This is a genomic window from Exiguobacterium acetylicum (assembly GCF_019890935.1).
Classification (GTDB): Bacteria; Bacillota; Bacilli; order Exiguobacteriales; family Exiguobacteriaceae; genus Exiguobacterium_A; species Exiguobacterium_A abrahamii.
The window spans coordinates 1,163,821-1,186,731 of the sequence record NZ_CP082333.1 but is presented as its reverse complement, the minus strand read 5'-3'; the positions used below and the strand labels follow the sequence as shown (position 1 = coordinate 1,186,731).

22 protein-coding genes are annotated in these 22,911 nt (G+C 48.8%); 8 read left to right on the top strand and 14 right to left on the bottom strand.

Annotated features, from left to right (window positions below; genetic code table 11):
• Nucleotides 1-7: 7 nt before the first annotated feature.
• From K7G97_RS06070 to acnA, 4 genes are all read right to left on the bottom strand, one after another.
• Nucleotides 8-2,251 (bottom strand): AAA family ATPase, encoded by a 2,244-nt coding sequence (locus K7G97_RS06070; RefSeq protein ID WP_223041610.1) that lies wholly within the window; start codon nt 2,249-2,251, stop codon nt 8-10.
• A gap of 76 nt (nt 2,252-2,327) precedes the next feature.
• Nucleotides 2,328-3,035, bottom strand: a complete 708-nt coding sequence (locus tag K7G97_RS06065; protein ID WP_023467799.1) for a hypothetical protein — start codon at nt 3,033-3,035, stop codon at nt 2,328-2,330.
• Between the two features lie 190 nt (nt 3,036-3,225).
• Complete coding sequence (locus tag K7G97_RS06060; protein ID WP_023467798.1) at nt 3,226-3,690, bottom strand: DUF3939 domain-containing protein; 465 nt, start codon at nt 3,688-3,690, stop codon at nt 3,226-3,228.
• 57 nt (nt 3,691-3,747) lie between these two features.
• Nucleotides 3,748-6,474 (bottom strand): aconitate hydratase AcnA, encoded by a 2,727-nt coding sequence (gene acnA, locus K7G97_RS06055; RefSeq protein ID WP_023467797.1) that lies wholly within the window; start codon nt 6,472-6,474, stop codon nt 3,748-3,750.
• Between the two features lie 257 nt (nt 6,475-6,731).
• Between acnA and K7G97_RS06050 the strand changes: the two genes are divergently transcribed.
• Nucleotides 6,732-7,226 (top strand): hypothetical protein, encoded by a 495-nt coding sequence (locus K7G97_RS06050; protein ID WP_133208051.1) that lies wholly within the window; start codon nt 6,732-6,734, stop codon nt 7,224-7,226.
• A gap of 33 nt (nt 7,227-7,259) precedes the next feature.
• Here K7G97_RS06050 and K7G97_RS06045 read toward each other — a convergent pair whose 3' ends face one another.
• From K7G97_RS06045 to K7G97_RS06035, 3 genes are read right to left on the bottom strand one after another with little or no spacing between them, the layout of a single operon-like run.
• A complete protein-coding gene (locus tag K7G97_RS06045; protein WP_223041609.1) occupies nt 7,260-7,829 on the bottom strand; it encodes a hypothetical protein in 570 nt (189 codons plus the stop codon).
• 33 nt (nt 7,830-7,862) lie between these two features.
• Nucleotides 7,863-9,047, bottom strand: coding sequence for an RtcB family protein (locus K7G97_RS06040; RefSeq protein ID WP_223041608.1), 1,185 nt, complete (start codon nt 9,045-9,047; stop codon nt 7,863-7,865).
• Nucleotides 9,048-9,077: 30 nt separating this feature from the next.
• On the bottom strand, nt 9,078-9,899 hold the full coding sequence (locus tag K7G97_RS06035; RefSeq protein ID WP_223041607.1) for a LysR family transcriptional regulator: 822 nt from the start codon (nt 9,897-9,899) through the stop codon (nt 9,078-9,080).
• Between the two features lie 107 nt (nt 9,900-10,006).
• On the opposite strand from K7G97_RS06035, the gene K7G97_RS06030 reads away from it, so the two are divergent.
• Nucleotides 10,007-11,245 carry a purine/pyrimidine permease gene (locus K7G97_RS06030; protein WP_149427056.1) on the top strand — a complete coding sequence of 413 codons (1,239 nt, stop codon included), beginning with the start codon at nt 10,007-10,009 and terminating at the stop codon, nt 11,243-11,245.
• A gap of 166 nt (nt 11,246-11,411) precedes the next feature.
• Here K7G97_RS06030 and K7G97_RS06025 read toward each other — a convergent pair whose 3' ends face one another.
• The 3 genes from K7G97_RS06025 to K7G97_RS06015 form a co-directional block, all read right to left on the bottom strand.
• Entirely contained in the window at nt 11,412-12,500 is a 1,089-nt protein-coding gene (locus K7G97_RS06025; protein ID WP_223041606.1) for an MBL fold metallo-hydrolase, read from the bottom strand.
• Nucleotides 12,501-12,620: 120 nt separating this feature from the next.
• Nucleotides 12,621-13,088, bottom strand: coding sequence for a YflT domain-containing protein (locus K7G97_RS06020; RefSeq protein ID WP_223041605.1), 468 nt, complete (start codon nt 13,086-13,088; stop codon nt 12,621-12,623).
• Nucleotides 13,089-13,213: 125 nt separating this feature from the next.
• Nucleotides 13,214-14,794, bottom strand: a complete 1,581-nt coding sequence (locus K7G97_RS06015; RefSeq protein WP_195865410.1) for a peptide chain release factor 3 — start codon at nt 14,792-14,794, stop codon at nt 13,214-13,216.
• Between the two features lie 402 nt (nt 14,795-15,196).
• Between K7G97_RS06015 and K7G97_RS06010 the strand changes: the two genes are divergently transcribed.
• On the top strand, nt 15,197-16,441 hold the full coding sequence (locus K7G97_RS06010; RefSeq protein WP_023467788.1) for an MDR family MFS transporter: 1,245 nt from the start codon (nt 15,197-15,199) through the stop codon (nt 16,439-16,441).
• Between the two features lie 57 nt (nt 16,442-16,498).
• Here K7G97_RS06010 and K7G97_RS06005 read toward each other — a convergent pair whose 3' ends face one another.
• A complete protein-coding gene (locus K7G97_RS06005; protein ID WP_223041604.1) occupies nt 16,499-17,296 on the bottom strand; it encodes a hypothetical protein in 798 nt (265 codons plus the stop codon).
• A 140-nt stretch (nt 17,297-17,436) separates the two neighbouring features.
• Between K7G97_RS06005 and K7G97_RS06000 the strand changes: the two genes are divergently transcribed.
• From K7G97_RS06000 to K7G97_RS05990, 3 genes are all read left to right on the top strand, one after another.
• The gene (locus tag K7G97_RS06000; RefSeq protein ID WP_029341264.1) at nt 17,437-17,877 is read left to right on the top strand and encodes an RrF2 family transcriptional regulator; all 441 of its coding nucleotides are present in this window, start codon (nt 17,437-17,439) and stop codon (nt 17,875-17,877) included.
• 92 nt (nt 17,878-17,969) lie between these two features.
• Nucleotides 17,970-18,983, top strand: coding sequence for a hypothetical protein (locus tag K7G97_RS05995; RefSeq protein WP_058265204.1), 1,014 nt, complete (start codon nt 17,970-17,972; stop codon nt 18,981-18,983).
• A 26-nt stretch (nt 18,984-19,009) separates the two neighbouring features.
• A complete protein-coding gene (locus K7G97_RS05990; protein ID WP_223041603.1) occupies nt 19,010-20,314 on the top strand; it encodes a VOC family protein in 1,305 nt (434 codons plus the stop codon).
• A 43-nt stretch (nt 20,315-20,357) separates the two neighbouring features.
• Here the strand turns inward: K7G97_RS05990 and K7G97_RS05985 are convergent, their stop codons facing one another.
• On the bottom strand, nt 20,358-20,681 hold the full coding sequence (locus K7G97_RS05985; RefSeq protein ID WP_023467783.1) for a hypothetical protein: 324 nt from the start codon (nt 20,679-20,681) through the stop codon (nt 20,358-20,360).
• Nucleotides 20,682-20,772: 91 nt separating this feature from the next.
• On the opposite strand from K7G97_RS05985, the gene K7G97_RS05980 reads away from it, so the two are divergent.
• The gene (locus tag K7G97_RS05980) at nt 20,773-21,198 is read left to right on the top strand and encodes a DUF2621 family protein (protein ID WP_023467782.1); all 426 of its coding nucleotides are present in this window, start codon (nt 20,773-20,775) and stop codon (nt 21,196-21,198) included.
• 42 nt (nt 21,199-21,240) lie between these two features.
• Here the strand turns inward: K7G97_RS05980 and K7G97_RS05975 are convergent, their stop codons facing one another.
• Complete coding sequence (locus tag K7G97_RS05975; protein WP_035398107.1) at nt 21,241-21,720, bottom strand: CcdC family protein; 480 nt, start codon at nt 21,718-21,720, stop codon at nt 21,241-21,243.
• Nucleotides 21,721-21,736: 16 nt separating this feature from the next.
• A complete protein-coding gene (locus K7G97_RS05970; protein ID WP_023467780.1) occupies nt 21,737-22,435 on the bottom strand; it encodes a cytochrome c biogenesis CcdA family protein in 699 nt (232 codons plus the stop codon).
• A gap of 173 nt (nt 22,436-22,608) precedes the next feature.
• Here K7G97_RS05970 and K7G97_RS05965 point away from each other — a divergent pair, with 173 nt between their 5' ends.
• Nucleotides 22,609-22,851 carry an aspartyl-phosphate phosphatase Spo0E family protein gene (locus K7G97_RS05965; RefSeq protein ID WP_316499711.1) on the top strand — a complete coding sequence of 81 codons (243 nt, stop codon included), beginning with the start codon at nt 22,609-22,611 and terminating at the stop codon, nt 22,849-22,851.
• Nucleotides 22,852-22,911 lie beyond the last annotated feature (60 nt).

The following is a 22,911-nucleotide window of genomic DNA, read 5'->3' as shown; positions in this document are numbered from 1 at the left end:
TTCCCCCTTAAAAATCCTCTTTTTCAAGATAGGACCATTCTGAACCGGATAAGCTAACTTTGTCAATTAATCGCATCGACTGCTTCGCGATCGCCTGTTCGACGATTGTGATCGCCGCTCGTGCGTTTCCGTTCGGAACGACATCAATCTTCTCGGTAAGCGTCGATCGTGCGTCCTCCGTCAGCTCGTATCCGAACCGCGCTGCGTATCCTTCAATGATTTGAATCAACTCGTCTGGCGAATAATTTGGGAAGTGGAATGACCGTTTGAAGCGTGATTTCAATCCTGGGTTACTCGCAAGCAAAGCGTTCATCTGTTGCTCGTAACCCGCAAGGACGACGACGAGATTGTCTTGATGTTTCGTCATCTCATCCACAAGCGTATCAATCGCTTCCTTTCCAAAGTCGTTCGCTCCACCGTTTAACGCATACGCTTCATCGATGAATAAGACACCACCCAGCGCGTCGCGAATTGCGTCTCGCGTCTTTTGCGCCGTTTGTCCGACGTAACCGGAGACGAGATCCGCCCGGCTGACGACTTTCAAGTGTCCGCGTTTTAAATAACCGCATTGTCGTAAGACATCGGCATAGAGCTGCGCGACGGTTGTCTTTCCGGTTCCGCTATTGCCGCTAAAGACCGCATGTAATTCGACCGGTAAGACTTTATAACCGGCTTCCCGGCGACGTTTTTGCATCGACAACAGAGCTTCAATCTGTTTGAGTTCATCTTTGAGATCAGACAATCCGACGAGCGAAGCAATCCGCTCCTCAACGGTTGCGTCCGGTTCTTGTACCATCTCGAAATCTTCTTGTTCGAGTAAGGCAAAGTCTTCGTGACTGGCACTCTCTCCAAGGCTTGATCCCTTTTTGAAGATCGCATCAAGAACGATATTACGGACGGCGCGTCCATTTCCGAAACTGGCGTCAACCCGTTCTCGTTCCAGACGACCTAGCAACGCCCGCTCTGCTTGTTCCGTCAAGACGTAATCGTTCGCGGTCGCGATCGACCGTCCGATGGCGAGCAGCTCCTGATCCGTATAGTCGGCGAGTAGATAATGATTTGATTCCGGGAAACGACTCCGGAGTCCAGGATTCGCCTTCAGGAAATCACGCATCTCTTCTGGGTATCCAGCAAGCACGACCGCAAATCGCCCTGCATATTCCCCACTCGTCATTGCTGCGACGAGCGTATCAATCGCTGCCTGACCATAATCGTTCCCACTTTGTCCGGCACGTTTTAAGGCATAGGCTTCATCGATGAAGAGCACCCCTCCGACGGCTTCGCGGACTTTACTCATGACCTGTTCTTCCGTCTGACCGACGAACGCACCGACAAGCGATGAACGATCCGTCTCGACGACTTCCGGTCGTTCGAGAAGTCCGAGCTCGTGATAGATTTTTGCCATCAGACGGGCAAGGGTCGTTTTCCCGGTTCCGGGGTTTCCCATGAAAATCATGTGTAGCGATGGTTGATCGCTCGAACGGTAACCATCTTCCGATCGTTTTTGTTGATACTTCAAGAAGCGATACATATGATGGACCCGTTGTTTGATGTCTTCGAGACCAATCATCGCGTCGAGTTCCTCGAGTGCTGAGCGTTCGACTTGTTTGCTTTCGACAGGGAGCAAAGCGACGACACGTTTGAGATCCTGGATCGTCGTCGCTTTCAGTTCCGTCATCTCGCGGAATGCTTCCCGGGAATAGAAGCGCTCTTGTAGGCTGTCGACGAATGTCTGTGCTGTCTGTTCAAGCGTGGCACTCGAACGCAGTAATGCCGTTCCAGCCTCGAACAGTTCCGTCCAGCGTCCGGCATCCAACCGACGCAGTCGTTCCGTCAGTTCGACGATTTGTTCCGTCTCCTCGACGATTTGACTTGCTTGGAGAATCAGTTCTTTCGTCGCTGATCGTTTGGCGTTCGCATTGTCCGTCTCGCGAATCGTCGGAAACGTATGCGCAACAAGGCGCTGATACGTACTTTGTAATTGTTGTTCCGTCAACAACTGCTCAAGACGGGCTGGCAAACGACCATGCTGACGGATTTCTTGCATCCAACTCTCAGCTAAGGCATCCAGTCGTCCCGTCATGATATAGCGATGTTCGACGAGTAACGCCAATATCCGGACGAGTGCTTCCGTCTCTCCAAGCAACCGGCTACTTTGAGCATACCGTAAGGCGAGCACCTCCTCGACCTTCGCGCCCTCTTCCCACGCTTTGATTTGATTGAACATCTCCTCTTTCGAGAATGCTTCCATGTTGAACCTCCTGCGTCTCGAAAAAACCGACTTTGTCCGCTACCGTTTCGTAGCGTCATCGCCGGTCGTTTCTTGTTTATTTTGCTTTTAACCAATCCGGATCGAACGTATCGATCGTTTCAAAACTCTTCATCTTGACAGAGTAGAACAGTTTACCGTTATTGCGTGACTCCGCACCGAGTACTTTCGAACGGTCGGAAGCGACATAATACGTTGCTTGTTCCTGGTTGTTTTCTTTATCGAAGATTGATGGATATTGTTTGATCCAGTCTTCTGGTACCGTGCTTGATGGTTCTTTTTTCACGTACACGTCTGCTGCCATTCCGGCGATGTCCGCTTCTCCCTCGACTTGTCCGAAGTCACCTTTATTGATGAAGGCGAGGATCTGTTCGTTGAAGCCACGTGAGAGGAATGGGCGCGGCGCGCTGACACTTTTGCCCGCTTTCGTCTCATTGACTAACTTCCCTGTCGCATCATACTCACGGAACATCGTCCCGTTCCAGATCGCAAGCGATCCTTTTGACGGACCGTCTACGACTTCTGTCCGGAAATGACCTTTGTCATTAAAGACGACTTCATACGTGCGTGATTCAAGTTCATCTTTTTTCGTCGCGAGCTTCTTCTCAACATATTGAATGCGTGTCATCGTATAAAACGGTTTGACCGTCGCGGCTTTTTCATCGCTTGCGGTCTGCGTCTTGTTCAAGAGATAAAAATTGTAGGCAAGGAGGATCGCCATTGCCACGATTGCTACTGCAATCCACGTGCTCGTTCGTTTCGTCATGCCATGTACACCTTCCTAGCTCAAGTCTCTATTCCTTATCATCGTATCGGTTTTATAAGGAGAATACAAAGGGTTTGTCCGAGATTTCACGATTTCTGACTAAATTCGTCAGACTTTTGAACAAATCAGAAAACGGTCAGGACGACAAAAAAAGGCGAACCGAATCAATTCGGTCCACCCTTGCTTACGTTTATGCTTCCTTCGGCGTCAGCGAGACGATCATCGACTCATCGACCAAGTAATAGCTATGATGCGGCATTTCACGTAAATAGCCATCCTGAAACAACATCGCGCAGTCGACTTGGAACGTCTTACTATACGGTTTCAACGGGAGTTTCTTCACCCGGTCAAAATAGCGATCGACGGCAACCTGGACATGATCCATCTCATAGACGAGTTCCCGGTCTTTTGCCTCCATGATGGTGAATGTCTCACGCGACATGTAAAACACTTGTGTCGAACGTGCTTTCAAATACGGCTCCAGCTGCTTTAAGTCAATGCGTTGCTCATTATCTAGAAGCACTGTCCGATTCGTCCCTTTCGGTAGTTCGGATTCAAAGGCATGTGTCGCTTGTTTGACTTCATCAAGCGTCACGTCACGCATCGGCAACGGCTGGTCTTCCTTCGGTTGAAACCACTTCTTGAATCGGTTCACCTTTTTCCTCCTCTCGTCAAAAAAAGGTGGGGTTTCCCCCACCTTTGATTAGACAACTTATGCTTGTTGGAGACGCTCACGAAGGACCATTGGAAGGATCCCGCCGTGACGGTAGTAATCGATGTCGACTTCTGAGTCGAAACGAGCGATCGCTTCGAATTCAGTGACTTTTCCGTCTGCCGCTGTCGCTGTGACTTTAACGATGTCACGTGGACGAACAGACTCATCGATTGCGATGCTGATCGCTTCTTCACCTGTTAAACCAAGTGTTTCAGCTGTCGTGCCTGCCACGTATTGCAGTGGAAGAACACCCATCATGACGAGGTTTGAACGGTGAATCCGCTCGAAGCTTTCCGCGATGACGGCTTTGACGCCGAGCAAGTTCGTTCCTTTTGCTGCCCAGTCACGTGAAGAACCCATTCCGTAATCTTTACCAGCGAGGATGACGAGACCTGTGCCATCTTCTTTATACTTCATCGCAGCATCGTACATCGCCATCGTTTCGCCTGTTGGCCAGTACGTCGTGAAGCCACCTTCTGTACCTGGTGCGACTTGGTTACGGATGCGGATGTTCGCGAACGTTCCGCGCATCATGATTTCGTGGTTACCACGACGTGAACCGTATGAGTTGAAGTCTTTTGGTGCAACCCCTTTGTTGACGAGGTATTGACCGGCTGGTGTCGTTTTCGAGAATGAACCCGCTGGTGAGATGTGGTCCGTCGTAACCGAATCAGCAAACTTACCGAAGACACGGAGTCCGTTGAGCGCTTCGACTTGACCAGCTTCCTTCGCCAAGTTCTCGAAGAACGGTGGGTTTTGGATGTACGTCGACTCACCGTCGAAGTCGTACTGATCCCCTGTTGGCACATCAAGGTTGTTCCAACGTTCGTTTCCTGTGAAGACTGAATCGTATTCTGCACGGAAGCTTTCTGGTGTGACGACCGTGTTGATGATCGTTTGGATCTCATCACGTGAAGGCCAGATGTCAGCGAAGAAGACTTCTTGTCCGTCTTTGCCTGTTCCGAGTGACGCGTTCATGATATCGACGTCGACTGTTCCTGCAAGTGCATACGCGACGACGAGTGGCGGTGAAGCCAAGTAGTTCGCTTTGACGAGCGGGTGGACACGACCTTCGAAGTTACGGTTACCGGAGAGGACAGACGAAACGAGTAAGTCTGAACCGAGGATCGCGTCTTCGACAGCGCGATCGAGTGGACCAGAGTTCCCGATACATGTCGTACAGCCGTAACCGACCGTGTTGAAGCCGAGTTCGTCAAGGTACGTTTGGAGTCCTGATTTCTCGAGGTAATCCGTAACGACCTTCGATCCTGGCGCAAGTGATGTCTTGACGTATTTTGGAACCGAAAGACCGAGTTCGATCGCTTTTTTCGCGACGAGTCCCGCACCGATCATGACGTATGGGTTTGATGTGTTCGTACAGCTCGTGATCGCAGCGATTGCAACGTCACCCGTACGCATTTCAACAGCTTCGTCTTCGAACTGAACGACAGCGACTTTGTTCGCTTCTTCTTCCGCTAAGCCGAATCCAGCGTTTCCTTGTGGAGCCGTCAACGCTTTTTTGAATGATGTATGAACATCCGTTAAATCGATCCGGTCTTGTGGACGTTTTGGTCCAGCAAGGGCAGGAACGATCGTTGAAAGATCAAGTTCGACTGTTTTCGTGAATGTTGGATCTTCGTTTTGTGGCGTGTAGAACAAACCGTTTGCTTTCGAGTAGTTCTCGACTTTTTCGATCAATTCTTCATCGCGACCTGTCAGACGAAGGTACGTCAATGTTTCTGTGTCGACTGGGAAGAATCCACATGTTGCACCGTATTCTGGCGCCATGTTCGCGATTGTTGCCCGGTCAGAAAGAGACATCAAGTGGAGTGATGGACCGAAGAACTCGACGAACTTACCGACGACGTTCTCTTGACGGAGCATTTCCGTTACACGAAGGGCAACGTCTGTTGCTGTCGTTCCTGGGTGCATCTCACCTGTGATGCGTACACCGATGACTTCAGGTACTGGGAAGAATGACGGCTGTCCGAGCATGCCCGCTTCCGCTTCGATCCCACCGACTCCCCAACCGAGGACGCCGAGACCGTTGATCATCGTCGTGTGTGAGTCTGTTCCGACGAGTGTATCCGGGTACACATCAACTGTACCGTCTGCTGTTTCCTTTTCAAGGACGACAGATGCCAAGTACTCGAGGTTAACTTGGTGGACGATCCCTGTTGCGGGTGGTACGGCACGGTAGTTATCGAATGCCGAAGTCGCCCAGCGAAGCAGTTTGTAACGCTCTTCGTTACGTTCGAATTCGAGATCCATGTTTTCTGCAAGTGCTCCAGCAAAACCGTAAGCATCGACTTGAACCGAGTGGTCAACGACGAGGTCGACTGGTACTTCTGGGTTGATGACCGATGGGTCTCCACCGAGATCTTGCATGGCTTTACGAAGTGACGCGAGGTCAACGACCGTTGGAACACCTGTGAAATCCTGAAGGATAACGCGTGACGGTTTGAACGGAACATCGACATCGTTCGAAACTTGAGCTGTTCCCCATTTCGCCAAGTTCTCGACGTGTTCACGTGTGATCGAACGACCATCTTGTTGACGAAGTACTGACTCGAGTAGGACACGAATCGAGTATGGAAGACGTTTGACTTCCGTCAATCCGAGTTCTTCCAATTTTTCAAGACTATAGTACTGATAATTCTTACCGTTTGCTTCAAACGAACGGCGTGCGCCAAAGACATCTTGCGACACATCTGTTTGCTTCATGGTGATTCCCCCTTTAAGTGTTCACGACATCAAGCCCCTGATACCGCTTACTTGTACAGTTCTATCATAGTATAATATGGATTCCGTTACAATTTGAAAGAACAAAAGACTTTCGATAAGTTTTACTTATTGCTGATATTAGAAAATTATTCTGTTGTCCTGTTTTTCTCATATTTCCAGTCTCGCGTTTCCATTTAGAATGTTCAGGGTACTTAAAAAGTGTAGTACGATATCCGATTCTTGTGGAGGCGTTTATTATGGCGAAATATAAAAGCGATGCAACGCACGTTATTACGACAATCATTTTTAGTGATTTAGAAAAAGCAAAAACAGGCTTTGCGATGATTAAGGATCTCGAGGCAATCAAGGAAATCGAGATGGATCAGATGGTTCTCGCAAAACGTGACGAAGCAGAGGGCTTCTCTTTCATTGATGCCATCGACTTCACGCAACAGGACCAATCCTTCAAAGGCTCATTGATCGGCATGGCGATCGGTGTCGTCGGAGGTCCGTTCGGTATGCTCGTCGGTTCCGTTGCTGGTTATTTGATCGGTGCGAACCGGGATGAAAAGAATGAACGGGAATCGTTTGATCTTTTCAACCGGACGCTGAATCAGATTGATCCCGACCATTACGGTGTCATCTTGATCAGTGAAGTCAACGAAGATTCAGAAGCTGTCAATGCGATCGCCGCTGAACTCGGAGCGACGATTCGCCGGACAGGTGAGACATTACCGGATGGTGCAGTCTAATCAAATCAAAGTTGTCTTCTTTACGTTCTCGTTTTAGACGGGAACGTTTTTTAATTCCTGGATCACCTGTTTTGCTGCTTCCTGCGTCGTTTCAGGATCGACTTTCTGTATAGAATTGTGTTGCACGGTTATGAGGATATTTTTGTAGCTGATGATAAGGAGCTCGCCGTAATCACCGTTTGATTGATACTGAACCAAATCATTGCCTATGTATCGATCCGTATACGCAAAATGAATCGCTAACCGCGTATCTTGTTTTTGGTTTTCAAAATAAAGTGTCTCCTGGGTCGATGGCGTGTCAATCGTTCCGTCAACCGTTAACCATCGTCTTTTCCCAAAACTCAAGGATTGGTCGACAGCCGTGAAGTCTGCACCGATCGTACTTCCCTTCAACTGAAACTGATTCATCTTCAAGTGTTCATTCATATGCTTGAACAGCTTTTCATACTGAACTGGATTTAAGATGGGGTGTTTCGTTTGATTCGTATGCGTAGTAGTTTTGACTTCTACTTTTTTCTGTTCCGTCATAGCCGCCTCATCCGTGCATCCAGCGATTAAAAACACACTTGAAAACAGAATCAACATAGTCCCCTTATAATTCATAGAACATCCTCCCCCATTGTTGATATCCTTCTATCACTTCGCCTTAAAATTGTACAGCGGTTTAATGATCTCGACGACATCGACAGTTTCTTTCGTGTTACGGATGATTTCGTCCATCGGTTTGTAGACGAACGGCGACTCGTCACGCGTCGATGCGACGACTGAACTTGACCAGACATCAGTCATCGTCTTTTCGAACGCATCCAGTTCAACCGTTTTGAATGCTTTTGACCGCGACATGATGCGTCCTGCTCCGTGTGGCGCCGAATAGTTCCAATCGGGATTTCCTTTTCCGACGACGATCAAGGAACCATCACGCATGTTCATCGGAATGATTGCCCGCTCGCCTGCTTTTGCAGAGATGGCACCTTTTCGTAGAATCATCGCGTCAAGATCGATGTAGTTGTGGATCGTATCGAATTGATCCGCAATCGTCCACCCCATCGCTTCAAAAATAACTTCGGTCATCGCCTGACGGTTCAATGCCGCGTATCGTTGGGCGATTTTAAGATCATAGAGGTAACGTTCCATCGCTTCGCCGGAAACAGATGCTAAATCTTTGTTAAACGTAGACCGTTTTTCCTTCAATTGCTGTAAGGTGGCTTGAATCTCCGACGCGCGCCCTTTTTGTTTTAATTCGGCGATGACTTGGTCAGCGTCAAATTGGAAGCGTGCCGTTTCCGCCTCTGCTTGATAATGTTCGGCAATCGTTTTTCCAAGATTGCGACTACCAGAATGAATGACGAGATAGCGCTGTCCTGCTGCATCTTGGTTCAGTTCGATGAAATGATTCCCTCCACCAAGCGTACCAATCGATAATCGTGCCCGTGTCTCATTGAACGGTGCAAGCACTTGATCAAACGGTATCTGTTCTGATAATGGATGGGCTTGCTGGCGTACCGACATGCCACTTGGGACGAGACGCTGAATCGTCGCGTCAAGTTTCGCATAATCGATTGGTTCTTGTTCAGCAAGTCGTGTACATAACATGCCGCAACCGATATCGACCCCGACGAGATTCGGTACGACCTCGTCCGTCACATGCATCGTCGTTCCGATGACAGACCCTTTTCCAGCATGGCAATCCGGCATGATCCGGACACGACTGTCTGTCGCAAATTGTTCCTCTAACATAGCTGCGACCTGCTTAATCGTCAGGTCGTCGACGTTATCTGTGAAAATCTTCGCTTCCCCATACGTGCCTTGAATCGTTTTCATACAATCTATCCTTTCTTTCCTGTCTGTTGATCAATCTGCTGTTTCTTTCATGATTTCAATGAATTGTTTTGTCAGTGTCGTCGGTCCCGTCTCCGTCAACCAGACGAAGGCTGTTGTACTTGCAGCACCGGATAAGTATGTCTGGTGCAGTCCTGTCATATCCAGTTCCCGCAACGTACTCTCCGGCAATACAGTCACCGCCTGTCCACTGCGGACAAGACCGATCAGCGTCAAGACATCGGAACACGTCTCTTGCGATACGACGCCGAGCCGTTGACTTAACGTCTGAAAGACACCGAGTCCTTCTTGACTCGGAATGATGAGGTTCGCAGTTGGGTGATCCGGATGCCAGACTTGATGAAACGGTTCTTCTTCCATCCATTCAATCGAGATCCCTTGCGCATCAATTGGCAGACGGACGAATGCTGCATCAAGCGACCGCTCTTTCAACCGTTCGATGAGCGCACTCGATTCTCCTTGGTGGACTTGTAAGATAATGCCAGGATGTCGTCGTTTCATCTGTTCAATCCATTCGACGAGCCGACTGGCTGATAAGGTGTTGACACCAATTCGCAAAATCCCTGTTCGCCCGGCTTCGATATCGCTCACTTCCATCCGTGTCTCCTGCTCGAACTGCAGCAAAGAAACTGCTCGTTCATATAAGCGGTTGCCGCTCGAGGTAATCCGAATCCCGCGCCCTGCCCGCTCAATCAGACGAACACCTAGCTCTTCTTCCATTCGCCGAATTTGCTGCGTCAAGGCAGGTTGCGCCATCCGCAAGCGCTCCGCTGCCCGCGTGACGGATTGTTCCTCGACGACCGCACAAAAATAGCGGTACTGACGTAAATCCATATTCATCATCTCTTTCATATGTTTTCATGTATAAATATATATGAATCATAACATCAATCATATGCTATGATGCAGGAATATCTGAAGTTTAAGAAAGGAGCTTTTTCATGAAACAAACGACTTCTACCTTCCAGTGGATCGTCTTTTTACTCGCGAACACGATCGCCTTACCAATCGTCGTCGCCAGTCTGTTCGACCTCTCTTCAGTCGAGACAGCTGCCCTTGTCCAACGGTCGTTCTTTGTAGGCGGGATTGCCTGTTTCCTACATGGAGCCTTCGGCCACCGGCTTCCGATCGTATCGGGACCTGCCGGATCATGGGTCAGCATCTTCGTCGTCATCGCTGCACTACCAGTCGATTCAAAAACGGCCTTTACGATTGCTATGGCAGCCGTCGTCATTGCCGGCGTCGTCCTCATCATCCTCGGTTTGACAGGATGGACGAAATACTTATTACCCGTCTTCACACCGCTCGTCAGCGGAACGTTTTTGCTCTTATTATGTATTCAATTGACAGGCGTCATGCTCGGTGCCGTTCTTGCCGTCGAAGCAACACGTCTTGCCGGTATCATCACGTTCTTGCTCGTGCTCGGACTCAGCCAATTCGGACCGAGTCGCTTACGTCCGTTTGCCTTGATGATCGGAATCATCGTTGGTTGGCTCGTCAGCCGTCCGTCGCTTCCTGCGTCGTCTAGTTTGTTCGCACCACCGCAAGCGTTACCGTTCGGATGGCCGCAGTTTGACGGCAGCGCGTTTCTTGTCGCGATTCCGTTCGCGATCTTGCTCGTCGTCAATTTAATTGCTGCTTTAAGCGCCGTCGAAGCGACGCTTCAAAAACAAGGACGTCTGCACCAAGGGTTATCCATCGAAGGCGTCATTCATTTACTCGCCGCTACTTTCTCGACGCTTGTACCGGTGCCGTTACCGATCACGAGCGGGTTCATCGCGCAAACAGGAAGCCGGAAACGTCGTCCGTTCTTGATTGCCTCGCTCGTCATCGCACTGATTGGTTTCTTCCCAAGCTTGATCGGGATCATCGCGACATTACCGCGTAGCGTTGCGAGTGCCGCGTTGCTTGCGACATTGCCGCACATGTTTCTGATTGCCTGGCAGTCTGCTGAAAGTAACATGGAGAACAGTCGCCGCCGCCATGCGTTTGCGATCAGTGCCGTCATCGGCATCAGTATCTTGTTACAATCAACCGTCATCGCAGAAGTCCTGCCTTTGACGCTTCGTCCGTTCCTCAGTAACGGATTACTCGTCGGAACGATGCTTGTGCTCGGTTTCGAGATCATCGAAAAAGTACGTTCTCGTCGCGCGAAACAAGCGGATCGATTGGCGAGCTAAATGAGATTGTACTACCGGACGATGTCATCATCCTTGCTTTCCTGTAAGGGTCGAGGATGATGACATCGCGTCTGTTTATTCACCTAAAAAAGTAGCCTTTTCGATGTGATTCGAAAAGGCTACTTTTTTCTCATTTCATTCAATTAAAATCAAAAATCTATCTTACTCAACGCACTTCACGCCACCATTTTCGTGTCGTGCTCTCGGGTGTCACACTCTCCCCGATCATTGGTGTCAAAACTGGAATCTCATCGCGTTTTGCTTCCTTGAGCAACCGTTCGACCGGTTCGAACCAGGCATGAAACGCGAGGATGAAGGCAGACCAGTGAATCGGCATCAAGACGCGACCTTTGACATCACGATGTGCTTGAACTGTTTGTTCCGGTAACATGTGCGAATTGGACCACCGGACATCATACTGCCCACATTCCATCATCGTTAAATCAAACGGACCATACTGTTCGCCAATCGCTTTAAAATGTGGACCATACCCACTATCACCACTAAAGAAAACTTTTTGCGAGCCTTCAATGACCCATGACGCCCACAGCGTTGAAAATTGATCAAGACCATTTCGCCCTGAATAATGGCGCGACGGAGCCGCTGTCAGCTTAATGCCACCGACTTGCGTCGATTCATGCCAGTCGAGTTCCGTGATTCGCTCCGCCGAGACACCCCATCCACGGAGACGACTCCCGACCCCGAGTGGCACGATGAAGCGACCGACTCGATTTTTCAAAGCGAGGACGGATGGATAATCCAGGTGATCATAATGGTCGTGCGAATAGACGACGACATCGATCAACGGCAAGCGTTCGAGATCGACGGTCTGCGTCGTTTGAAAACGTCCTCCCCCCAGTTTCGGGAACGGTGATGGTGCGCGCCCGAGCATCGGGTCAAAGAAAATCGTTTGTCCATCGAGTTCGAGTAAAAATGCCGAATGTCCGAACCATGTGACACGTGGTGTTTCACTATCGTCTTGACGTCGCTGATACGGAAGCGTCGGTAACGCTTTGACAGGACGCAGATTCGGAATGTTTCGTCCGTAATCCTTTAAGATGCTTTTCATCGAGTCCCATTCCATCTTCAACTGGAAATCCATCTCATTTTTGAACTTCCCGTCGACAAAACGGTCTGATCGTTCGAAACTCCGCTGCTCTGCACGGCTTGGTCGTTTCCCGAACACTGGATATCGGTTGATGAACCAAGCACTGGCAAGACCAATTCCTGCTAAAGCTGTCACTATTTTTTTCATGTCTTATCACCTCTTCGATGCTCTCAGTATAGCACCTCGATTCCTCACACATCTCGCTTTGCGACTCCGGACGCGAGAAAAAAGTGAAGATCACCGATATGGCGCCTTCACTTCTAGGTATTAGTCGAGATCGTCCGCTTTCCACTTCGCCCGGTCGCTCTTCTCACCGTCCCCACGGTGATCGGATTCATAGGCATTGTTCCCCGGATTTTCGACTTTATTGTCATCGTGCCGATGGTCATGATCATGATCGTGGTCATGGTGATGATGGTGTTCATGGTCGTGGTCGTGGTTGTGATCTCGATCCTTGACGAACAATGCAAGACCGCCACGCTCGACTTCTGCGTAATGCCGTTCTGCCTCATCGTCTGAATGTCCGACACGCTTTAACGTCTCGCGAAGCGGTGGTTCTTTAGAAAATTTTGATTTGACCTGATCAATCCAACTTGCACCCGATGCTTCGTCTGCCGCGTCATCTCGACCGACGACAGAAAAATCCGAATCATGATGCCCCTGTTGTTTCAATTCCTCGATTTTTCGTTCCAAACTCGATTGATCCTGATAGATTCCAACAAACCGTTTCGCCATCACATGACACCTTCCTTTTTCATATGAATTCAAACTCGCTCTGTTTTTACCCTTGTTCGCTTGCCATCAAACGAGATTTCAGGAACGAAAAAACGGACTACTTCGAAAAGTAATCCGTCAAAAACTTAGAGTTGTTGCGGTGAATCGACCAATGTGATCGTTCCTTCGTTTTTCTGAACGAATCGCTCGTAGACGAAATCATTCGCGAATAACAACACGGCATTATCCCAACGGTCGTAGACGAGAACCGTCCGAGAATCCGTCAATTGTTTGACGGCAGCGACTTCAGCTGGCTTGATCCATTTCGCGACTTGGAAGTTCGCAGCATCCTTCAAGATGTCAACGCCATACTCGCCTTTGAGCCGGTGCTCGAAGACTTCGAATTGGAGTTGTCCGATCGCTCCGAGGATGATTTCGTTGTATTCCGTCTTGTAGACCTGGATCGCACCTTCTTGCGCGAGCTGTTCGACACCTTTTTGGAACTGTTTCGACTTCAAGGCGTTTTTCGTGTAGACCTTCAAGAAGAGTTCTGGTGCGAACGTTGGGAGTGCTTCATATTGCAATGATGGATCACCGTTCGTGATCGTATCACCGATTTGATAGTTGCCTGAATCGTACAATCCGATGACGTCTCCTGCGAACGCTTCATTGACCGTTTCCCGCTCATCCGCCATGAATTGTGTCGATTGAGATAACTTCATCTTCTTGCCTGTCCGTGTCAGGACGACGTCCATTCCACGATCAAATTTACCCGTACAAATCCGGACGAACGCAATCCGGTCACGGTGGTTCGGGTTCATGTTCGCTTGAATCTTGAAGACGAAACCGCTGAAGAAGTCTTGTGCCGGCTCGACTTTCCCTTTGTTCGACTCGCGTGGTGTCGGTGAAGGAGACAAGTTCAAGTAATGTTCAAGAAGTGGTGTGACACCGAAATCGACGAGTGCTGATCCGAAGAAGACCGGCGTCAGTTCACCTTTTGCGATCAATTCTTCATCGTATTCGTTACCTGCGCCGTCGAGTAAGTCGACTTCATCCATCAACGTCTCATACATTTCCGAGTTGATTGTCGTCGCGAGTTCTTCGTTCGCGAGACCTTCCTCACCGAGTTCGATCGACTTACGATCGTTCTTGAAACAATGGAATTGTCCTTTGACGCGGTCATAGACCCCTTCGAACTGTTGCCCTGAACCTGCTGGCCACGTCACAGCAACCGACGGGATACCGAGGACTTCTTCGAGTTCTTCCATCAATTCGAGTGGGTCACGTGCTTGACGGTCCATCTTGTTGATGAACGTAAAGATTGGAATTCCGCGCATCCGACAGACTTGGAACAGTTTCTTCGTTTGCGACTCGATCCCTTTCGCCGCATCGATGACCATGATCGCTGAGTCAACCGCTGTCAGGATCCGGTACGTATCTTCACCGAAGTCCGAGTGACCCGGTGTATCCATGATCGAGACAATCTTTTTGTTGTATTCGAATTGCATGACCGAAGACGTAACAGAGATTCCGCGTTGTTTTTCGATTTCCATCCAGTCCGATTTCGCAAATTTCGAGTTTTTCCGTGCTTTGACAGAACCTGCCTCACGGATTGCCCCTCCGTGCAGGAGGAATTTTTCAGTTAATGTCGTCTTACCCGCATCCGGGTGGGAAATGATGCCGAAAATCCGACGCTTTTCGACTTCCGTTTGTAGAATGTTTGTCATGTATGGTAGTTCCTTTCACCGATATATTCAAAAGTCCGATCAATCTTTTTCGCAACTAGTCTATCATACCGAATTTTCAAGGTCTCGTCCATTTCACTTCATTGACTCAATTTTCAGATTTAAAGTTGACAATTCATCACGATCTTCTTTACGATGACTAGGAAGTTCACTATTACAGAAGGAGGAGACGTACAATGGTATTCCATCAAGCCCGGACATCTGTCCACACTGTCTTTGTATCGGCTACAACTGTACGTCACCCAATCGTTTAATTTTTAATTAAGCAGGGTGTGCGTATGCGTATACGTACATGCTGCCCTCTTATATTAGGACGGGTATGCCCATATTTGTGCGTATCCGTCTTTTCTATTGTCTAAAAACGGAATATAAGGGGTTTTCACTATGTTTAACGCACTCAAACAGCTTGATCGCAACATCTGGATCCGGTTCGTCGGGGAAACGATCACGGGGATCATGATGTTCATGATCGCACCATTTTTAGTTCTTTATTATGCGGATCGACTCGATTCCTACTTCTTGGTCGGTGTCATCATGGCGACCGGACCGATCATGTCGCTCGTCGGCGCCGTTCTCGGTGGTCACTTCGCCGATAAATTCGGTCGAAAACCACTGATGGTCCTCTCAATCATCGGTGACGTCATTGCTTTAATCGGTTTTTCGTTCGCTGATTCATTCGGACCACTTCTCGCGTTGAACGCGTTGCTCGGTTTATCGAGTTCACTGTTCCATCCCGCGGCAAGCGCGATGGTCGCGGACGTCACGCCACCAGAACGCCTGAACGAATCGTTCGGTCTGCTGCGGATGGGACATAACGTCGGGGCCGCATTTGGTCCACTGCTCGGAAGTGCCGTCCTGTTCGTCGACCGTTCACTCATCTTCTACTCTGCCGCTTTCGTCTTTTTCCTGTACGGACTCGTTCTCTACTTCTTCATCGAAGAAACGAAACCGGAGTATATCGAAAAGACGGACGAAGTCAAAGTATCACCGCTCACTGTATTGCGGAAGGATCATGTCTTTTTAATCTTCATCGGGGCGGGTGTCTTCATCTCGATGGGATTTGCCCTCGTCGAGAGTATGTTACCGGTCTTCTTGAAGGAAGCACTACCGGGCTTACCAACGAAACAAAATCCGTTCCCTTATCTGATGGCTCTGAACGGGATCATGGTCGTCTTGTTCCAGTTCCCGATCGCTGCTCGCTTGTCCGGCAAAGCATTCGGAAAAGTCATGTTGCTCGGGGCATCGATTTTCGGCATCGGCATGATTTTCCTCGCGTTCGTGCCGTCCTACCTGTTCTCACTCGGAACGAGTTATGTCGTGCTCGTGACGGTATTACTTGCGATTTATGCGTTCTATACGCTCGGTGAGATGATCATGTCTCCTGTCCAGATGACGTTCATCGCTTTGATCGCCCCGGAACACCTCCGCGGAACGTACAACGGTGCTGCGAGTCTCCAGTGGTTGATTGGCGGCGTCACCGCACCTCTTCTCGGATCGTTATTCCTTGATACCGGAAAAGGTGACTTTGCGCTCGGATTCGTCGGACTGCTCTGTTGTGTCTCAGGTGGGGTCTATCTCGCACTCGACCGGTCGATTCAACGCGCAAAACGCTTAACGAAATCAGCTTAAAAAAAGCGATGTGTCATGCTCCGACTTTTGTCAGAGCGTTACACATCGCTTTTCTCGTTAAGAGGGTAATTGATTTGCCGCTACGAACGGACCAAACAGGACCGGTAACGGATCAAGTCGTTGCTGGATTTCTTCAATGAAATTCGTCGATCCACTGACGAAGACGATCGGATCATTTGCCGTGATCATCGTCAAGAATTCGTGCATCTGTTGTTCCCATCCTTCTTGACGAATGTGATGAACGATCATCCCTTTCGTCGTCAAGGATAGGACATTCGCTAACATTCGTTCTGCCAGTTCCTCAGCTGAGACATGTAACAAGGTCGTTTTGCGACCACTCAGAAGCGCATGCCGGGCTTCGTCAATGACGGCTCCGAGATGATGTTCTTCTGCAATCAACAAAATATCTTGTTGACGCCAGTTCTCAGCACGGCGGTATTTACAAAAATGTCGGCACGTATCAACAAGTTGATGATGGACGATACTCCAAGCTTGCAATAGCGGTGCATCATCTTCTAATGCATACTCGATCTGAATGGCTTTTAGAATTTCATGACTGATGATGCCCGGGTATGTCAGCAGAAACGATTTCGTTTGATTGATTTCGTTCAATAAAATCAATTTAAACAGTTCACTCGATTCATGCTGATTGGTAATCTGATTCAGTAGTTGACTCAAGCGTAAAATCCGCAAGGCGCGAGTTCCGTCCTGAGCCCCCGCTTCTCGAAGCGCGCGCAATTCTTCTTCGTACGTCGCCTCAAGCGAGTCATAGAAGCGCGTCGCGATCCGCAATCCCTTTTGCTCCATCGATGGACCGAGCTGTTGCAAAAGGTGTAATGCCTGATCGAAATGCATAATTTAACCTACCTTTCACCGTCCATTATGCGTGAATCCACCCTCAAAAACAATCTCTAAAATGCATCTTAATTTTTGCACATTGAGAGTTGATAATGCTTGCGTACCCCCCTAGTATGTGTGTTAAGTAGGTGATGAAAATGCGCATGACACGTTATACGGATTACGCGATTCGGTCCCTGCTGTTCGCAGCAGCCCATCCCGATCGTTTAGTCCGAATCCAGGAAGTAGCGGATTGTTACGACATTTCTAAGAATCATTTAATGAAAGTAGTCTATCGTTTAGGACAGAGTGGTCTGATTGATTCTGTCCGTGGTCGTGGAGGTGGGTTCCGCTTAGCAGGTCCTCCAGATGCAATTCATATCGGTGACGTCGTACAACTGTTTGAACCAACCGTTCATTTTCTCGATCCGCAAGAAGGCATTCACGAGGTCCCTTCGCTCAATCCGGCACGTGATGCCTTCGATGATGCCATTGCGGCGTTCCATCAAGTACTCAATAGTTACACGGTACATGATTTGCTACATCCGACAGCTGATACTCATCCACAAATACTTGAAATGATTCCGAACCGCGATTGAGCCGGTTCGGAATCTTTTTTTATTCCATCCTCGCTCAATTGCGATTTCTCAAAACGCTCGTGGTATACTTATATAAGAAAGGAGGGGTACAGATGAACCCTCAAGAAGAACTCCATCTCTTATATCTTCGCTTAAAGGAAGAAGAACCCTCCGTTGCACGCGGTGAGGCCTTATGGGCCATCTTTGAGGAAACAGCTGATGATTCACTCCGCTTCCTCTCCTTATGGGCATTTTCACAAAATCAATTTGATTTAGGACACTTCCGATCGTTTCTCGTGTCCTTCACGCTCTTGATGGAATGGATCCGAAAAGATGAGATGACACTGACTCCCAAACAAGAACTTGATTTGTACTGGAACTACAAGTCCTACTTGATCTATATGGCAGAACAAGAAGACGTGACGGTCTCGCTTCTCGAAGAAGACCTCGATCGCTTCATCGATTTCTGTGACGCGCATGGCTTTATTCGGACACGTGACTATATCAGCTTCATGGTCTACAGCAAACTCGGTGACGAGGAACAGGCCGATCATTATCTATCGGAATGGGTTGACGCGCCAAGTGACGAACTCAGTGATTGCCCGTCCTGTGAAGCATTCAGCCGGATGACGTATGCGATTGATCGTGGCTTCGAAGATCGCGCCTTGCTACTTTATGCAGCTCTGCGGCATGAACGCGGTTGCTCGCGGATGCCAGATCAGGCTCATCCATACATCCTACCGTTGTTCCTCAGTCGCAAAAAGGAACGCTTCGATTGGAGCGAACGCTTGATCGAAGAAGTCAAACGGGGTGAAACCCTCTTTACAGGCGGTGACGAACCGTATCACCTGTATGCGAAGATGTATTATGATACGAACTATACTTGGTCGATGGAAGAGAAAAAACAATTGATCCCGTTCTTGACTGATCGTGGATATCTTCAGTTCCTACTCGCTCACTATGCCTTTGCTCATCGTCAATCGCTTGGTGAGGAAGCGTCGTATCTCGCAGCGCTTCGGACGAATCTCTATGAGATTGCACAATCTCTTGATCGCCGGATCGAAGGTGTCTTCTACTTGAACCTCGTCGAACGTGAACTAAAACGAATCACCCAGTTCGTTGCCTGAATCTCATTCGTAAAGGAAGTGTCTTCATGTTAGATCATATCCAGCTCGCTATGCCGAAAAACGAAGAAGATCGCGCCCGTGCATTTTATGCCGGGCTTTTACATATGAAGGAAGTCGAAAAGCCGACTGGCGTTCAAGCTAGTGGTGGTGTCTGGTTCGAAGACCATGGTGCAGCACTTCATCTCGGTATCGAGGAGCCATTCTCCCCTGCTAAAAAAGCGCATCCTGGATTAACCGTCGCTGCGTTCGAAGCGTTGAGCGATGCTCTTCAAGCTGCCGGTTATCCGGTTGAGCATGACACACGCCTTGCGCCCCGTCGTCGTTTCTTCACAGCTGATCCCTTCGGTAACCGGTTAGAAATCATCGCTGCTCATCTGCCTACGCTAACACCGAAGAAATTGACGGATGGTTCTCATGTCCGTTTAGTCGCACCAGCCTCCAGCCTCTCGACGGTCGAGATGAAGATCATCGATGGTGCGATCCAAACCCTCGAATCACTCGGATTACGTGTCTCGATCAGCCAACATGCGCGTGCCGTCAATCCGTTCGGTTCCAGTGATCCTGAATTACGGGTTGCAGACCTCCATGCTGCGTTCGCTGATCCGAACGTTGATGCGATTCTGTGCGTTCGCGGTGGATTCAGTACGAATGAACTCGTCGACTTACTCGACTACGAATTGATTCGGACACATCCGAAAATCCTGTGTGGCTTCTCCGATATCACAGCACTCAGTCACGCTATTCTAACGAATACTGGATTAATCACTTACTCTGGACCAATGTTACGGGCTTTCCGTGATCGCGACGCCTATACGATTGATTACTTCAAGCAAGTGTTGTTTGGAACGGATCCCGTTACGATCAAGCCTTCGGTGCATTGGCGCGATACCGATCGCGGACACGTCATCACGTTACCAAACAAAGGACCGATTCTTTTATCCGCTGGGCAAGCGAGTGGTCGTCTGCTCGGTGGGAATCTTTGTACGTTAAATCTCCTGCAAGGCACACCGCACTTCCCTGATTTACGGGATACGATTTTATTCCTTGAAGATGATTACGAAGTCCATCCAGCGACGTTCGCCCGTGATTTCGCCTCTTTGATGGCACAACCAGGCGCGGAAACGATTCGTGGGATCGTCTTTGGACGTTTCCAACTCACAACGAAGATGACGGAAGAGCATCTGCGATATCTGATCTCACTCTATCCATTCCTAGAGCACGTACCGGTTCTTGCGAATGTCGACTTCGGACATACGAGTCCTTTGTTCACGTTCCCGATTGGTGGTCAGGTGGAACTGCATGACGAGGTCATCCGACTTCATATTTCTTGAATATCAAAAGAAGGAGACGCGGCAATCCGCATCTCCTTCTTTTTTAATAGTCGAGCAATCTCGAAGCGTCGATTTGACGTTTCGACCCATCCGCGAACATCTCAAGTGTTGCGAAAATCTGGTCATTTGCCCATTCATAGTGAAGTAACGTGAAGTCTTCGAGTGTCGAGACCGTCTTGAACGTTTTCCCGACCGTAAACGCACGCTTCCGGCTCGCATCTTCTGCCGGAACGGTGACGAAGATCACCGTGATCTCTTCGCCCTTCGTATCATAATAGAATTCAACGATCCGACCGTCCGCTGTTTCAGGTAAAACACCTTTACGGGGCTGTCCGGTCTCGTCCAATTGTACGTATGGTTGCAGCATTGTTTCGCCTCACTTTCTCCGTCATTCATCATAGCACGTCCACCTGATTTATGCTAATCTATATTTGATGTGAAAGGGGGATGAGTCGCGCATGGAATGGTTCATGAACGGGATTCTGCTCTGGGGCTTTATCATGATCACACTCATGGCAATTGGCGGGTTTTTCATGTTCCGGAAGTTCCTCAAGAAGTTACCGAAAGAAGACGGTAAATCGATGATGGACTGGGAAGATGAGTACATCGACCAAACACGACATCTTTGGACGGATGAGACGATGGAATTGTTGAACGCTCTCGTCATGCCGGTTCCATCGGCATTTCGTGATGTCGCACGCCGCAAGATTGCCGGGCGGATCGGACAGTTCGCACTTGAAGAACGGGCGACAGAGATGACATCCGAACTGGTCGTCAAAGGATATATTTCTGCGACACCGAAACGCGATCATAAATTCTTGAAAAAAGCACTAACGGAGCACGCCATCGACTGGCGAGACTACGCATTATACTTCCAAAATTGAAGGATGCACGAAAAACCGCCGAAGTCGCCTTCAGCGGTTTTTTTAGTGAGGTAAGTGCGCAACCGGCACAGTGCCCGACTTGACTCGTTTGTATTTCATATACATCGCGAAGCGCCACGGTGCAATCATTCCAAAGGCAACGAGATAAAAAATCCCACCCGTTTCGAAGATATCGATCTGTCCGCCGATGAAAAATTTCGCAACCGTCCGAACGAGTAAGATGCCGAATAAGACGATGAAAAATGCTTTCGAACGTTGCAAATAGATTTGCCCTTCCGCTTCATAAAAATTGGATGTCTTGATCAAAAAGATACTGAAGATGGCTCCAACGAGCAATGCTTCTGCCACTTCCGTCCATGTCAGACGGGATGCTGGGTATAAAAACTGCAGCATCCCCGTCGACATCGCAAAAGGCGGGATCAAGATTTTTTTAGCATTCGTCGGTTTTGCTGATGCCTTCACACGAATGAAGCTGATCAGCAATCCCATGACGAGCGCTACCCCAGTTGATATCCAAATCATCCGATCACTTCCTTGATTAAAATCCAGTGAATCCGACGATGTCACTCATCCATGCTGCGAATTTACTCAAGCCATCAAAATACAGCATGACTCCGAACACCATCATCAAGGCTCCCCCGAATTTCGTTAATTTCAGACTATACTGCACGAACAAGCGCGAACGACCGACGAAGAACGCCATCAATAAGAACGGAATCGAGAAGCCAAGGACATACGCCAGCATGTAGAACATACCTTGACTCGGATTGGTCGCAGCTAATCCGATGACTCCTGCGAGAATCGGACCTGTACATGGTGTCCAACCGGCTGCAAAACCGATTCCGACGAGTACCGTCCCGACGTATCCTCCTTTTCGTTCCCCGAGATTCAGTTTCTTTTCACGCATCAAGAATGTTGGTTGCCATAATCCGACGAGAACAATCCCAAATACGAAGATGACGAGTGCCCCAACCATCCGTAACGTATCCCGATATGTGATAAAGACATCTGCGAACAACGATGTCGATAAACCGAGTACAACGAATACCATCGCAAAACCAACGAGGAACGCTAACGTATGAAACAAGGATCGCTTTTCTCGTACGCCCCGTTCTTTTAAATCCGTTACCGACACGCCTGTGATGTATGAGAGAAACACAGGATACAGTGGTAGCGTACATGGAGAGACAAAAGATAATAATCCTGCTCCAAACGCTAACCATAACGAGAGCTCCATATGAGCATCCCCTTTCCTTTACTACTATAGAAGAAGTTCCTCCTCTATTTTGCCAAACTCCTCTGCATTTAGCACCTATTATCTCACAGAAAGTTGCAAAAGATTCGTGTCCGCCAAAATTACAAAAAAATTACATTTCGTCGATTTTACTGAAATCTCGTTGCGCCTCGTAAATGGACTTGCTAGAATATGGATACGACACCAATGTAAGGGAGACTGCTATGACGACACAACAACTATTGACGTTAGCCATCGAAGCCAAACGTAGCGAACTATATCATCAAGCTGACCAGTCCAGCTTTACCTCCCCGCGTGTTTTACAACTTAGCCATGAACTTGACGTCCTACTTTTAGAATATTCACGGACAGTCCAAAACTACACCATTCACGGTTCGAGCGAACCGCTCTTATCTTAATGCACGATTTGGTCAGCATTCGAGTGTGAATGCTGACTTTTTTTATTTCTGATGGAGGTG

What these genes read in the sequence shown, in the direction of transcription:
- K7G97_RS05995 (WP_058265204.1), top strand. Translation starts at nt 17,970, where the DNA reads ATGAACCCTCAAGAAGAACTCCATCTCTTATATCTTCGCTTAAAGGAA.
- K7G97_RS06000 (WP_029341264.1), top strand. Translation starts at nt 17,437, where the DNA reads ATGCGCATGACACGTTATACGGATTACGCGATTCGGTCCCTGCTGTTC.
- K7G97_RS06065 (WP_023467799.1), bottom strand. Translation starts at nt 3,035, where the DNA reads ATGACGAAACGAACGAGCACGTGGATTGCAGTAGCAATCGTGGCAATG.
- K7G97_RS06015 (WP_195865410.1), bottom strand. Translation starts at nt 14,794, where the DNA reads ATGACAAACATTCTACAAACGGAAGTCGAAAAGCGTCGGATTTTCGGC.
- K7G97_RS05975 (WP_035398107.1), bottom strand. Translation starts at nt 21,720, where the DNA reads ATGATTTGGATATCAACTGGGGTAGCGCTCGTCATGGGATTGCTGATC.
- K7G97_RS06045 (WP_223041609.1), bottom strand. Translation starts at nt 7,829, where the DNA reads ATGAATTATAAGGGGACTATGTTGATTCTGTTTTCAAGTGTGTTTTTA.
- K7G97_RS06035 (WP_223041607.1), bottom strand. Translation starts at nt 9,899, where the DNA reads ATGGATTTACGTCAGTACCGCTATTTTTGTGCGGTCGTCGAGGAACAA.
- K7G97_RS05965 (WP_316499711.1), top strand. Translation starts at nt 22,609, where the DNA reads ATGGACTTGCTAGAATATGGATACGACACCAATGTAAGGGAGACTGCT.
- K7G97_RS06005 (WP_223041604.1), bottom strand. Translation starts at nt 17,296, where the DNA reads ATGCATTTCGATCAGGCATTACACCTTTTGCAACAGCTCGGTCCATCG.
- K7G97_RS05970 (WP_023467780.1), bottom strand. Translation starts at nt 22,435, where the DNA reads ATGGAGCTCTCGTTATGGTTAGCGTTTGGAGCAGGATTATTATCTTTT.
- K7G97_RS05985 (WP_023467783.1), bottom strand. Translation starts at nt 20,681, where the DNA reads ATGCTGCAACCATACGTACAATTGGACGAGACCGGACAGCCCCGTAAA.
- K7G97_RS06050 (WP_133208051.1), top strand. Translation starts at nt 6,732, where the DNA reads ATGGCGAAATATAAAAGCGATGCAACGCACGTTATTACGACAATCATT.
- K7G97_RS06040 (WP_223041608.1), bottom strand. Translation starts at nt 9,047, where the DNA reads ATGAAAACGATTCAAGGCACGTATGGGGAAGCGAAGATTTTCACAGAT.
- K7G97_RS06070 (WP_223041610.1), bottom strand. Translation starts at nt 2,251, where the DNA reads ATGGAAGCATTCTCGAAAGAGGAGATGTTCAATCAAATCAAAGCGTGG.
- acnA (WP_023467797.1), bottom strand. Translation starts at nt 6,474, where the DNA reads ATGAAGCAAACAGATGTGTCGCAAGATGTCTTTGGCGCACGCCGTTCG.
- K7G97_RS05980 (WP_023467782.1), top strand. Translation starts at nt 20,773, where the DNA reads ATGGAATGGTTCATGAACGGGATTCTGCTCTGGGGCTTTATCATGATC.
- K7G97_RS06010 (WP_023467788.1), top strand. Translation starts at nt 15,197, where the DNA reads ATGTTTAACGCACTCAAACAGCTTGATCGCAACATCTGGATCCGGTTC.
- K7G97_RS06025 (WP_223041606.1), bottom strand. Translation starts at nt 12,500, where the DNA reads ATGAAAAAAATAGTGACAGCTTTAGCAGGAATTGGTCTTGCCAGTGCT.
- K7G97_RS05990 (WP_223041603.1), top strand. Translation starts at nt 19,010, where the DNA reads ATGTTAGATCATATCCAGCTCGCTATGCCGAAAAACGAAGAAGATCGC.
- K7G97_RS06030 (WP_149427056.1), top strand. Translation starts at nt 10,007, where the DNA reads ATGAAACAAACGACTTCTACCTTCCAGTGGATCGTCTTTTTACTCGCG.
- K7G97_RS06020 (WP_223041605.1), bottom strand. Translation starts at nt 13,088, where the DNA reads ATGGCGAAACGGTTTGTTGGAATCTATCAGGATCAATCGAGTTTGGAA.